The sequence below is a fragment of the uncultured Algibacter sp. genome (assembly GCF_905480415.1).
GTDB lineage: Bacteria > Bacteroidota > Bacteroidia > Flavobacteriales > Flavobacteriaceae > Algibacter_B.
On sequence record NZ_CAJQQI010000068.1, the window covers coordinates 1 to 13,740 of the forward strand.

Here is a 13,740-nt window from a genome sequence, read left to right on the forward strand (position 1 = left end):
ATTAAAAATGAATATCCAGAGTTAGGTGGAAACTATGAAGTGATGCATCACACACAGTTTTTGAAAACACTTCTCGATGAAGGGCGATTGACCATTGAAGGCGGTAAATATAAAGGAAAACGAATAACATTTCATGATCCGTGTTACTTAGGGCGTGCAAACAATGTTTATGAAGCACCTAGAGAATTAATTATTAAGTTAGAAGCAGAATTAATTGAAATGAAAAACTGCAAACGTAATGGGTTATGTTGTGGAGCAGGAGGCGCACAAATGTTTAAAGACGCGGAAAAGGGTGACAAAGAGGTTAATGTTGAACGTACCGTACAAGCCTTAGATGTAAAGCCAGAAATTATAGCTGCAGGCTGCCCATTTTGTAACACCATGATGACCGATGGTGTAAAAGCTAAAGAAAAAGAAAGTGATGTTACCGTTATGGATGTTGCTGAATTAATTGCTAATGCCCAAGATTTATAAATGAGGCCTCAAAATTTGAAATCTCAAATTATTTATGGAGTTTTAAGCGGTGTCATTTATGCTACGTTTATTGCTGCTGTTGATTATTTCAGGGACAAAGATTTTAGTTTTAAAAAATTCATTTTTGGGTTGATTATTTTTGCAATAGCAATGATTATAGCCACAAGAATTAATAGAAAAAATAATTAGATGCTAGTAGATTTCAGTATATTACCAGAAGAATCTCGTGTTTGGATTTACCAAGCTAATCGTTCGTTTTCAGAAGACGAACTTCAGGAGATTCAATCTAAACTAGATATTTTTATTGAGAATTGGACTGCTCATGGCAGTGATTTACAAGCAGGTTACACTACAAAATATAAGCGTTTTATAGTTTTAGGTTTGAATCAAAACTTAAATTCTGCTACAGGTTGCAGTATAGATGCATCAGTTCATTTTATTCAACAATTAGAGAAAGACTATAAAGTTGATTTAATGGACAAAATGAATGTGTCATACAAGCAAGGTGATTATGTAGCATACAAGACACTTACCGATTTTAGAAAAATGGCAAAAGATAAAGCGGTATCGAAGAACACCATTGTTTTTAATAATCTAATAAATAATATTGCCGAGTTTAATGAAAACTGGGAAGTTCCTGCAAGTGAAAGCTGGCACAGTCGTTTTTTAAAGTAGAAACTGTTTATTAACTACTTTATAAATCTATCTTAAAGTCTTTTCATCTTCTTTATAAAAGTATTATTTTGGCATTATTATTAGTGTTAAGCTCATATTGGCTTTTTGTTTTTAGGAAATATAAAAAGTAAAAATGAGTTTTAAATATTATTACTGGTAATTCCCCTTAATAAATCGTTTATGCGTCAAATCTATATTATACTAATTACTTTTTTATTTGCATTACCAGTAGTTAGTCAAACCACAAATAACCCTTTATTAACGGGTGATTATGAAGCTCAAAAAAAATGGGTAGATAGTCTTTATTCATCCATGACTTTAGCTGAAAAAGTAGGGCAGTTGTACATGGTACAAGTTATGTCTAATCAGGATGAAGCGACTAAAAACAAAGTTGTTGAAATTATTAAAGACCATCACATTGGTGGAATTATATATTCTAATGGTGGACCTTTAAGGCAAGCGAGATTGAATAACGAATTACAATCATTTTCAAAAACACCAATGCTTATAGGAATGGATGCTGAATGGGGCTTAAGTATGCGTTTAGATTCTACATATGCGTTTCCATGGAATATGACACTTGGTGCTATTAAAGATAATAAGTTAGTTGAACAAACAGGAAGGCAAATAGGGGAGCACTGTAAGCGATTAGGTGTTCATTTTAATTTTGCTCCAGTTGTAGATATAAATACAAATCCAAAAAATCCAATAATTGGGAATAGGTCTTTTGGGGAAGACAGAGATAATGTTACCGAAAAAGCATCAGCGTTTATGAAGGGAATGCAAGATGCAGGTGTTTTGGCTAATGCAAAACATTTTCCTGGTCATGGCGATACGGATCAAGATTCACACAAAACGTTACCAACAATTAGCTTTAACGAAAAACGTATTGATTCAATAGAGCTTTATCCTTATAAAAAATTAATTCAAGAGGGGTTGTCAAGTGTAATGGTTGCGCATTTAAATGTGCCAAGTTTAGAAGCTCGTGATGGCTATCCTTCTTCGTTATCAAAACATATTGTTACTGATATTTTAAAAGTCAAGTTAGGCTTTAAAGGGCTTATTTTTACAGATGCATTAACCATGAAAGGTGCTGCCGATTTTAGCGAAACAGGCGCTATTGATTTAGCTGCTTTCAATGCAGGTAACGACGTTATGCTTATGTCTGTGGATGTTGGGATTGGTGTTTCTAAAATCATGGATGCATATAATAAAGGTGAGATTAGCGAATCACGTTTAGAACATTCCGTTAAAAAAATTCTTCAAGCAAAATATAAAGTAGGTTTAAATAATTATGAGCCAATCGGACTTTATAATCTGTCAAAGGATTTAAACAGACTGAAAGATGATATTTTATATGAGGAATTGCTTGAGAATGCAATAACTGTAGTGAAAAATGAAAAAGACTTATTACCGCTTAGACGGTTAGAAACTAAAAGTATTGCTTACGTAAAATTAGGTGATGACTCAGGTTCTGCTTTTTTCAATGAATTAAAAAAGTATGCTAAAGTACATGAGATTGAGTCAGACAATCTTTATTCTCTTACAGCTAAACTTAAACCTTATAATACCGTTATAATTGGTTTTCATCGCTCTAATGATAACCCTTGGGAGAGTTATAAATTCAGTAATAAAGAATTAGTTTGGTTGCATGAAATATCACAAACACATACTGTTATTATTGATGCTTTTGTAAAACCTTATGCGTTGTCTAGATTAAAAACTTTAGAAAATATTGAAAGTATTGTTGTTAGCTATCAAAACAGTGAGATTGCTCAACAAAAATCTGCGCAACTAATTTTTGGCGCTATTCCATCAAAAGGAAGCTTACCAGTTTCCATAGGAAATTATTTTAAAGTTGGTGATGGTATTTATAACAATGAACTTAAACGTTTAGGCTATACCATTCCAGAACGTGTTGGGATGAGTTCTGAGAAGTTAAAGCGCATTGATTCCGTAGCCAAGGTTGCTGTAGGTTCTATGATGACTCCAGGAATTCAATTGTTAGTAGCTAGAAAAGGGAAAGTCATTTATAATAAGAGTTTTGGTAAACACACATACAAAGGGAAAGAAAAAGTGGCTTTTGATGATATTTATGATGTTGCTTCATTAACTAAAATTTTATCAACGTTGCCATTATTAATGGAACTTGAAGAACAAGGTATAGTATCTTTAAACACCAAATTACCTGCAATATTACCAGAATACAAGGATTCTAATAAAGCACATGTTACCTTAAAAAGTATGTTGTCTCACTATGCACGCTTAAGATCATGGGAGCCATTTTATAACCATACTTTGGATACCATAACAAAACGACCAAGCAGAAAATATTACAGATATGAACGAAGTAATAAATTTAATGTTGAAGTATCTAAAAACTTATTCTTAAGAACTGATTATCAAGATTCTTTGCCGGAAATTATAAAGAATTCTGATTTGCTTGAGCGTCAAAGATACCGCTACAGCGATTTTCCTTATTATATTTTAAAGAAATTTATTGAGCAACATTACGACAGAACCCTAGATGAGTTGGCACAGTCCCATTTTTATGAATCTCTAGGGGCAAATTATACGTTGTACAACCCGTATTATAAAATTAGCAATAAAAAAATTGTACCTACAGAGATTGATGATTACTACCGATATCAAAAAGTGCACGGTTATGTGCATGATATGGGAGCAGCCATGCAAAACGGCGTTGGTGGACATGCAGGTGTATTTAGTAATGCAAACGATGTGGCAAAAATCATGCAGATGTACTTGCAGAAAGGCTATTATGGCGGAAAACGTTATTTGAAACCAGAAACTATTGATAAGTTCAATACTTGTTATTACTGTGATGATAATAACAGAAGAGGTATCGGATTTGATAAACCACAACTGGGTGATGATGGACCAACATGTGGTTGTATATCCATGACAAGTTTCGGGCATTCTGGTTTTACAGGAACCTATACATGGGCAGATCCTGATGAAGAAATTGTTTATGTGTTTTTAGCCAATAGGACGTATCCGCATGCAGGAAAAAACTTATTGCTAAAAGAAAATATTAGAACAGAAATACAGCGCTTAATTTATGAAGCGATAGAAGATTAAAAAAGATAGTAGAGAGGAGATAAAAGAAAAAGAATCATTTCCAAAACGGAATTTTATATAACAAGCCTTTTTTCTTGTGTCTATTTTCTTTACTCTGAAAATTTAGAATAAATTTTATGAAAATAGGTATTGTTTGTTATCCAACATTTGGAGGTAGTGGCGTAGTAGCAACAGAACTAGGTTTAGAATTGTCTAAACGTGGTCATGAAATACATTTTATTACATACAATCAGCCAGTGCGGTTAGAGTTAATAAGTAATAATGTGCACTACCACGAGGTAAACGTTCCAGAATATCCATTGTTTCATTATCAACCTTACGAATTAGCGTTATCTAGTAAGTTGGTAGATATGGTTAAACTGCATGAGATAGAAATATTACATGTTCATTATGCCATTCCTCATGCTTATGCAGCGTATATGGCGAAAAAAATGTTGCAAGAAGAAGGTATCTATTTACCCATTGTAACAACTTTACATGGAACTGATATTACACTTGTTGGGAGCCATCCTTTTTATAAACCAGCTGTAACGTTTAGCATTAATAAATCTGATGCAGTTACTACGGTTTCTCAAAGTTTAAAAGATGATACGTTGCGTTTATTTGACATTAAAAATGATATCAATGTCGTTCCAAACTTTATAGATTTAGAGAAATACAATCACGAATTTACAGATTGCCAACGTGCTATGATGGCAAATGATGATGAGAAAATAATCACGCACATTAGTAATTTAAGGCCTGTTAAGCGCGTTCAAGATGTTATTAGTGTATTCTATAACATCCAAAAAGAAATGCCTGCAAAATTGATGTTTATAGGCGAAGGTCCTGAAAAGGAAAAAGTAGAATTACGTTGTCAAGAATTAGGCATTTTAGACAAGGTAGTTTTCTTCGGAAGAAGTAATGAGATAGATAAAATATTATGTTTTAGTGATTTATTTTTATTACCATCTCAAACAGAAAGTTTTGGCTTAGCTGCTCTAGAAGCTATGGCATCAGGAGTGCCTGTTATCTCTAGTAACACTGGAGGTTTGCCAGAAGTAAATATTCATGGTGAATCTGGGTTTTTAAGTAATGTTGGTGATATAGAAGATATGACAAAAAATGCATTATATATTTTAAGTGATGAAACGCGTTTAAAAACCTTTAAAAATAACGCACGTAAAGAAGCTTTAAAATTTGATTTACATGCTATTGTGCCCCAGTATGAAGCTATTTATGAAGATACACTTGCTAAGTGTTTGGTATTATAGTTTCTTGTAAATTTCGTTTAACGTTTTGTCTTGGTTAGTTGCTTGGTTCAGTTACTGGTTTAGTGAAGATTTCATGTAGACTTGAACCAAGCAATTAATTGAGCTCGGGGTTAGCCCAAGGATTTTTATTTTGTATATGCACCTGAAGAATATGTCAATTCATAACTATGCGTGTAGATTTCAAAAACAATTCCGAATGGGTCTTCAACATAGCACATTTTGAAAGGCTTGTCTTCTGGGTAGTATTCTCTAATTGGCATTCTTTGCTTTCCTCCATAAGACAAGATTTTATCAATAAGTTCTTCAATATTTGGGTCTTGAACGCAAAAATGAAAAAGACCCGTATTGAAAGGATTAAATTCTGGAGCTTCTTTTATTCCATTTGGAAAGGAAAATAATTCAATTCCAATGCCGTCTGAAGTTGCTAAATGCGCAATTTCAAATTCAGTCCAATCGTCTCCAAAAACATCAATGCACATTTTACCAATAGCAGTTTTCTTTTCCTTTTTGACTTTAGAGGGTTCCATAATTATATACCAACCCATTACTTCTGAATAGAATTTTACTGCTTCATTTATATTTGGTACTGTTAATCCAATATGTGAAAATGATTTTGGATAATTTTTAAGATTTGTCATAAGTTATAATTTAGATTGTAAAATTAATTTATATTTGTTTTATAGGCAATAACTTACTAAAAGGTAGTATAGTTACCTAAACGAGTAAAATATTGATTATTAATACTATAAAATTATAATTTTGACTAAAGATAATAGTTGTCCTTTAAATTATACAATGAATTTAATAGGAACTAAATGGAAACCTTTAATTTTATTTCATTTATTGGAAGGCGCTTTACGCTCTGGAATATTACAAAAAAAAATTAAAGGGATTTCAAATAAAATGTTTACCCAAACAGTAAGAGACTTAGAAAAAGATGGACTTATTTATAGAAAAGTTTATCCCGTAGTACCTCCTAAAGTGGAATACAAGTTAAGTGATAGAGGAAAATCACTTGAGAAGATTTTGAGAAGTTTAGATAAATGGGGGTTGGAGGATATCAGTACTAATTAAATAGGCTCAGTTTCAAACTAGCATTAACAGATTCTGTTTAAAGTTTCAAAATACACCTTTGCAATTTTATTTCAACGGCACAACGATTCTTTCAACTTCATTAGCACCGGCTGGAATTTCTTCAAGTTCAAGGTCAGGATATGAAAGAGAATTTTACTAATTTTGAATGGTTGAAATAAAATATTGAGAGGCTAATGAATCAGTTTTATAAATGACTAAGTCAAATGATTCTCCTTTATCTGCGCCAAATCTAGTAAGAACTTGCCTTGCCCCGTTTCTGTTATAAGAGATTTTGGTTTGGTGCCATTGGGGCAATATTTCTTATTAGAAGGCTCTAATGTTTCCCCAATGGAATTCTCAATGATGAATCTTTAGCCTTTATAATATTAGCGAGCGCTAAAAGAACGAATACGGCGCCAATAATTATGATTACTATTTCTGCGGGCATTTTGTGAAATTTTAGAATTAGTACTTACGAGTTATAAAATTTTTATAACAAAGTCAGGTTTCTAATTACTTAACACAACCCACAGAGAGAGCAACTACAAAGGTTATATTTAGTTTATAAGTTTTCAATATAATTAGAATTTACTTCTATATAAGTAATGGCTATTTTTTATTTAATTTTTATATCTTTCTATTCACTAACTAATTTCTCATAAAATGAATAGAAAGTCCTTTTTAAATTTAAGTTCTAGAGCTGCTTTTTTTTTAGGTTTTTCACCTTCATTGCTTGCTTGTAAAGTAAATAAAATTGATTTAGAAAAAGCTAACGATTTATTATTGATAAATAAAGCATTAGGAACGAATGTTAACCTAAAAGCAGATCCAATTAATAAAGTTCGAGTTGGTATGCTAGGTATGGGAAATAGAGGAAGTGTGCTCATTCAAATGTTTGAGTATTTAATAAAAAATAATTTCGCCGAAATTGTTGCTATTTCTGATTTAAAGGAAGATAAATTAACCAAAAATAATGAGTACCTAAAAACTATTCAACCTTCTGGAGCCGACTTGTATTTTGGGGGAGAAGATAAATGGAAAAAAGTGGCAGAACGGGATGATATTGATTTGTTAATTATTGCAACACCTTGGAACTATCATACTGAAATGTCTGTTTATGGAATGGAAAATGGTAAACATGTTGCTTGCGAGCAACCCATGGCGATGACACTTGAAGATTGTTGGAAACTTATTGAAGTAGCAGAACGTACAAAAATGCATTGTATGTATATGGAAAATTGTTGTTTTAATGGAGAAGAGCTTTGGGTTTTGAATATGATTAAAGAAGGCGTGTTTGGGGAAATAAATCATGCTGAAGGGGCTTATATTCATGACTTGAGAAAGCACATGATGCATGAATCCTATTATGAAAATCAATGGCGAATAAAACATCATCAAACAAAAAACGGTAATTTTTATACAGGTCATGGTTTAGGGCCAGTGAGCTCCTATATGGATATTGGTCGTGGTGATAATTATGATCATTTAGTGAGTATGAGCTCTCTAGAGTCAAGTTTAAGTGATGCTGCAGAGAAGGAAAATTTTTGGGCTAAAGAATTTACTTGTGGAGATATGAACACAACTTTAATTAAAACCAAAAAAGGAAAAAGCATCATGCTGCAGTTTGACACTCATACAGGAAGACCTTATTCAAGATTAAATACCGTCACAGGAACAAAGGCGGTTCATCAAGGTTATCCTTCACGATTATATATCGGGCATAAAGATTTGCAATGGGGGCATAGTTGGCTTAAAGATGAAGACTATAAAAATTACAGAGAAAAGTATGATCATCCTTTATGGAAAAAACTACGAGAGCAAATTGATGCGAATGCTGTAGGTCATGGAGGAATGGATTTTGTAATGATTTATAGACTTATTCGTTGTTTAAATCAAGGTTTACCATTAGATATTAATTTATATGATAGCGTACTTTGGAGTGCTATAACACCTTTGTCTCAACTATCAGTAGCTAATAATAGTGCAAGCACTAAAATCCCAGATTTTACTGGCGGTACATGGAAAACTCCAAGAAATAATGAAGTGTTAAGAGATATTATTTAGCGAAATAAAGACTAGTTATCTCTTGTATTTGTTTATGATTAGAATCAACACTTTTCAATAGCTTAAATTGATTTTTTGCCCTGTCTAGATTTTGTTCAGGATGATTTACTTTGTAATAGATGTTTCCATTTAGATAGTCTGTTAAAAATCGTAATCCCATAATATATATCATAGTTTTTATAGATAGAGGCAAGTATGTAATCTCTAATTCACTTAAAACGGTTTTTGTATATATTGAATATCCTTTGCAATAGGCTTCGTAAAAATCAAGGTTAATTTCAACCAAATCAAGATTTTGTTCATCTTCTTTGGCTGTTGAACAAATGGATCGGATAGAATCTCCAAAATCGAAATGAACAATACCAGGCATTATGGTGTCAAGATCAATTACAGCTAATCCATTTCCATTTTTATCAAATAAAATGTTTGATAATTTAGTGTCATTATGGGTCACCCGCAACGGCATTTTATTTTCTGCTTTTAATTGCGAAATAATGCACATTTCTTCCCTATAATTAAAAACAATATTTAATAATTCGTTTATAAGTTTAATATCAATTTTAGTATTTTCCAATGCAGTATCAAATTGACCTAATCGCATTGGCATACTATGAAAATCTAATATAGTTTCTTTAAAATCCGTAGTTAGAACATCAGAGGTTTGTAGCAAAAAGTCTCCATATAGTTTTCCAGCTTCAAATACCATTTCTGTGTTTTGTGCTACATCAAACGTGTGTGAATTTGGTATATAAATCATTAGGTTCCAATAACTATTATTTGGGTCTATGTAAACGATAGAATTAGAATTGGTTTCAATAAACACTACAAATTGATAGTTAAGTGATGTAGTAATAGATTTAAAGTAATCACTTAATATTTGTTTATTATTAATAACGGCAATAACATTTTTAAAAACAGTTGTATTTATTTTTTGCAATACAAACTTCTTATTGGTAGATGTACAAATTAAATAAGTATCATTGATATGTCCAGATTGTAATTCAGAAAAGGAAACACATTCAGAGTCTATTTTGAAGTTTTTAGCAATTCTATTTATAGTTTTTAAATCTACCATAGTATTTCAGGGTAACACCTTTTGTTAATCAAACTTTCCAAATGTTTAGAAACCATTTTAGCATCTTCTTTATACGTTATTCCAAACCATTGCGAGTTGGTTTTTATAATTTTAAAGGTTTTTTTATCATTTAAAGCAGCTTCAACTACTTTAGTGATGTAGAATTCTGAATCGTCATTTTTATAATATTCCAAAAATTGATTAAATTCTCTTTCGGCTATGTCTAATATTTCCGAATTGAAACCCCAAAAATTCATTGAGACTATTGAATCATTTTGAATAGCTTTTATTGAATCTTTTTCAAGATAGCTAGTATGATTACTTCTTGTCGCTATTTGCTTTCTTTCAACTATATGGCTCAAATTGTTATTTACGCTGAAAAAGCATTCGCCTCGAGAAACACTGCCGTTTTGAGATAGTGTTTTATCTAATTGATAGCCAATGAGAAAATTGTCATTTTTTTTATTATTATTATTATTATTAAACAAAGACTCATACATCAGTTTAAAAGCTCCTTTACCATAAAAATCGTCTGCATTTATAATGGCGAACTTATCATTAACTAGTTCTTTCAACATTAATAATGCTTGTCCAGTTCCCCAAGGCTTTTTTCGATTAATAAATTTAAACTTTGTTGGAATGGAATCTATTTTTTGAATAACAAAACTCACCGAAATATGTTTAGGTAAAGTAGTAGCATACTTTTGCTGAAACTGATTTAATGTATTCTCGTTAACAATAATTACTATTGAATTAAATCCAGCTTGAATGGCATCATAGATTGAAAAATCTAAAATAGAATAATTCCTAGATGTCATCGAAAACAATTGTTTCAATCCTCCAAATCTGGATCCAAATCCAGCTGCCATTATTGCGAGTGTTTTTTTTTGCAAAGTTTATAAATAAAAAAAGCACCTATTAATAGGTGCTTTTAAAAATACTGTTTTTTTATTTAAAATTGATAGCGAATACCTAAAGCGATATCAAAATCTAAATCATTGTTGTTATAAATGTCATCTCCAAAACCAATTTCGGGTCTAAAATCTAACGATAATAATAACGGAATATCAAAATTGTATTCAATACCAACATCACCAGCAGCGAATATAAAAGTATCAGATATATCTTTTCCTCCAGGGTTTTCAAAGCTAAAAGAGCCTAAACCACCACCAAAACCAGCGTACCAATTAAAATCGCCATCTAAACCCCAAACCCATTGGTATAAACCAGCAAGTTTAAAGCCATCGTAGTTGGTGCCATCTCTCCAGCCTAAATCAATTTCTAATCGGTTGTTATCGCCTAAAGCCCTTTGATAGGATACTTCCGCACCAAGGCCATCACTATCACCTAATCGTAATCCAATAGCATTGTCTGCAATGTCTTGAGCATGTGATGAAAATACAAAAGCGAATACTGTAACTGATAATAAAAATAATTTCTTCATAAATATTGTTTTTAGTTTGATGTAATTATATACGGCCTATCATGTTAAAAAGACCATTTTTAAATATTCATTATGTTTTTGCAAAAATAACGCCAAAAATGTATTTATATTTAACTACTTAATTAGTTTTATAAAGATATTTGTTAGTAGATGACGTTAAATCCACATTTAAAGGAGTTAAGAGAAATATTAGAAGGTGAATTATATTATGATGATTTAATAAAATCTATATATGCTACGGATGCTTCGGTTTATAGAAAGCTGCCATTAGCAGTAGCGTACCCAAAAAACGCAGAAGATTTAAAGCAGCTTATTAAGTTCGCTAAAGCACATAAAACCTCATTAATTCCCAGAACTGCAGGAACTTCATTAGCAGGGCAATGTGTTGGAGATGGTATTGTAGTTGATGTCTCAAAATATTTTACAAAAATTATAGAGTTAGATGAAAAGGCACAAACTGTAACCGTTGAACCTGGTGTAGTGCGTGATACTTTAAATAATTACTTAAAACCATTTGGGTTGTTTTTCGGGCCAAATACATCAACATCAAACAGATGCATGATTGGGGGGATGGTAGGTAATAATTCTTCTGGAACTACATCTATTCAATATGGTGTAACTCGTGATAAGGTTATAGAATTACATACCATTTTAAGTGATGCTACCGAAGTTGTGTTTGGTGAATTGTCTTCGGAAGAATTTCAACAAAAAAAGACATTAGAAACTTTAGAAGGTAATATTTATAAAACCCTTTATAATGTGTTGAAACCTGGAGCTGTTCAAAAACAAATCATTGAATATTTTCCGAAACCAGAAATACATCGGAGAAATACAGGCTATGCTATAGATGAATTGATAAAATCAGACGTATTTTCGGAATCTTCTGAATCCTTTAATATGTGCAAACTTCTTTCTGGTAGTGAAGGCACATTGGCATTTACAACACAAATTACTTTAAAGCTAGATACCTTACCGCCACGGGAATCTATAATGATAGCTGCACATTTTGATAGTATTGAAAACTGTTTAAATGCTGTTGAATTCACCATGAAACATAATTTGTACAACTGTGAAATGATGGATAAAACCATTTTAGACTGTACAAAACATAATAAAACCCAACAAGAGAACAGACAATTTATAGAAGGAGATCCTCAGGCTATATTGATGTGTGAAGTAAAAGCAAAGACTTTAAGAGAAGTAGAAATTTTAGCAAACAACCTTGTTAATGATATTGATAAATCTGGATTAAGTTATGCGTTTCCAAGGCTTATAGGAAGTGATATAGATAAAGCAAACAATTTACGTAGTGCTGGATTAGGGCTGTTAGGAAATATTATTGGAGATAAAAAAGCGGTGGCATGTATTGAAGATACAGCTGTGGCATTGGTAGATTTGGCAAATTACATTTCTGAGTTTACGCAACTCATGAAAGACTATAAACAAGATGCTATTTATTACGCGCATGCCGGAGCTGGTGAATTGCATTTACGTCCTATTCTAAATTTAAAGAAAGGTGTTGATGTTACGTTATTTAGAAAAATAACGACCGATGTCGCGCATTTAGTTAAGAAGTACAAGGGCTCCATGAGTGGGGAGCATGGTGATGGGATAGTACGTTCTGAGTTTATTCCATTAATGATTGGTAAGAATAACTATCAAATATTAAAACAAATAAAAACGGCTTTTGATACAGACAATATTTTTAATCCAGGAAAAATAGTTGATGCTCTTCCTATGGATAAAAAGTTGCGTTATAAAGCCGATCGGGTAGAACCTAAAATAGAAACGTTACTAGATTTTTCAAAATCACAAGGCATTTTGAGAGAAGCAGAAAAGTGCAATGGCTCTGGAGATTGTAGAAAACTACCTGAATTTGGTGGTACCATGTGCCCAAGTTACCGGGCTACAAGAAACGAAAAAGATACAACACGAGCTAGAGCAAATGCGTTGCGAGAGTTTTTAACCAATTCAGAGAAATCAAATAAGTTCGATTACAAGGAATTAAAGGATGTTTTCGATTTATGTTTGAGCTGTAAAGCCTGTTCAAGTGAGTGTCCAAGTAGTGTGGATGTGGCAAGTTTAAAAGCTGAATTTCAGTACCAATATCAAAAAGAAAACGGGGTATCTTTGCGTACCAAATTGTTTGCTTATAATAATAAGTTAAATCAGTTAGGAAGTAAACTTCCTGGACTTGCAAATTTTGTTTTTTCAAACAGATTTACATCTACAATATTAAAAAAATCATTTGGTATTGCTAAAGAAAGAAGTTTGCCTTTTATTTCAAATAAAAGTTTAAGTAAGAGGTTTCAATTATCTGATAATAAATTGATTAAAAATAAAATTGCGAATTCCGTAATCCTGTTTAATGATGAATTTACAAATTATTTAGACACCCAAATAGGGGTTGATGCAATTGCACTTTTAACAGCATTAAACTACGAGGTTAAGTTGATTGACAATGCTGAGTCTGGACGGTCATTTTTATCAAAAGGTTTCTTAGAACAAGCCAAAGATGTTGCTAATAAAAACGTGTCTCTATTTAAAGATATGATTTCTTCTGACACACCATTAATAGGCAT

General features: G+C 31.9%; 12 protein-coding genes. 8 read left to right on the forward strand and 4 right to left on the reverse strand.

Features of this window, described 5'->3' with window-relative positions; translation table 11 throughout:
• The 5 genes from QZ260_RS05310 to bshA all read left to right on the forward strand — a co-directional run.
• A partial coding sequence (locus tag QZ260_RS05310; protein WP_295983615.1) for a (Fe-S)-binding protein occupies positions 1–474 on the forward strand: 474 nt, incomplete at its 5' end.
• Between the two features lie 15 nt (positions 475–489).
• Entirely contained in the window at positions 490–663 is a 174-nt protein-coding gene (locus tag QZ260_RS05315; RefSeq protein WP_295983616.1) for a hypothetical protein, read from the forward strand.
• Positions 664–1,149, forward strand: a complete 486-nt coding sequence (locus tag QZ260_RS05320) for an ABC transporter ATPase (protein WP_295983617.1) — start codon at positions 664–666, stop codon at positions 1,147–1,149.
• A gap of 180 nt (positions 1,150–1,329) precedes the next feature.
• Positions 1,330–4,248, forward strand: a complete 2,919-nt coding sequence (locus QZ260_RS05325) for a glycoside hydrolase family 3 N-terminal domain-containing protein (RefSeq protein WP_295983618.1) — start codon at positions 1,330–1,332, stop codon at positions 4,246–4,248.
• Positions 4,249–4,364: 116 nt separating this feature from the next.
• The gene (gene bshA, locus QZ260_RS05330; protein WP_271560065.1) at positions 4,365–5,501 is read left to right on the forward strand and encodes an N-acetyl-alpha-D-glucosaminyl L-malate synthase BshA; all 1,137 of its coding nucleotides are present in this window, start codon (positions 4,365–4,367) and stop codon (positions 5,499–5,501) included.
• A 125-nt stretch (positions 5,502–5,626) separates the two neighbouring features.
• On the opposite strand, the gene QZ260_RS05335 is transcribed toward bshA, so the two are convergent.
• Positions 5,627–6,139 carry a VOC family protein gene (locus QZ260_RS05335; RefSeq protein WP_295983621.1) on the reverse strand — a complete coding sequence of 171 codons (513 nt, stop codon included), beginning with the start codon at positions 6,137–6,139 and terminating at the stop codon, positions 5,627–5,629.
• Positions 6,140–6,296: 157 nt separating this feature from the next.
• Here QZ260_RS05335 and QZ260_RS05340 point away from each other — a divergent pair, with 157 nt between their 5' ends.
• Both QZ260_RS05340 and QZ260_RS05345 read left to right on the forward strand, forming a co-directional pair.
• Positions 6,297–6,575 (forward strand): helix-turn-helix domain-containing protein, encoded by a 279-nt coding sequence (locus QZ260_RS05340; protein ID WP_295983623.1) that lies wholly within the window; start codon positions 6,297–6,299, stop codon positions 6,573–6,575.
• 663 nt (positions 6,576–7,238) lie between these two features.
• Positions 7,239–8,639, forward strand: a complete 1,401-nt coding sequence (locus tag QZ260_RS05345; RefSeq protein WP_295983624.1) for a Gfo/Idh/MocA family oxidoreductase — start codon at positions 7,239–7,241, stop codon at positions 8,637–8,639.
• On the opposite strand, the gene QZ260_RS05350 is transcribed toward QZ260_RS05345, so the two are convergent.
• Genes QZ260_RS05350 through QZ260_RS05360 form a run of 3 tightly spaced genes read right to left on the reverse strand, consistent with a single transcriptional unit; the run spans position 8,632 to position 11,158 of the window.
• A complete protein-coding gene (locus QZ260_RS05350) occupies positions 8,632–9,714 on the reverse strand; it encodes an aminoglycoside phosphotransferase family protein (protein ID WP_295983626.1) in 1,083 nt (360 codons plus the stop codon). The two genes, QZ260_RS05345 and QZ260_RS05350, sit on opposite strands and share 8 nt — an antisense overlap.
• Positions 9,708–10,607: a sugar phosphate nucleotidyltransferase gene (locus QZ260_RS05355; RefSeq protein ID WP_295983630.1), complete on the reverse strand. Its 900-nt coding sequence runs from the start codon at positions 10,605–10,607 to the stop codon at positions 9,708–9,710. The genes QZ260_RS05350 and QZ260_RS05355 overlap by 7 nt, the downstream gene beginning before the upstream one ends.
• Positions 10,608–10,666: 59 nt before the next feature.
• Positions 10,667–11,158 carry a hypothetical protein gene (locus QZ260_RS05360; protein WP_295983634.1) on the reverse strand — a complete coding sequence of 164 codons (492 nt, stop codon included), beginning with the start codon at positions 11,156–11,158 and terminating at the stop codon, positions 10,667–10,669.
• Positions 11,159–11,308: 150 nt separating this feature from the next.
• On the opposite strand from QZ260_RS05360, the gene QZ260_RS05365 reads away from it, so the two are divergent.
• Positions 11,309–13,740, forward strand: a 2,432-nt coding sequence (locus QZ260_RS05365; protein WP_295983637.1) for an FAD-binding and (Fe-S)-binding domain-containing protein, incomplete at its 3' end; no start/stop codon positions are given.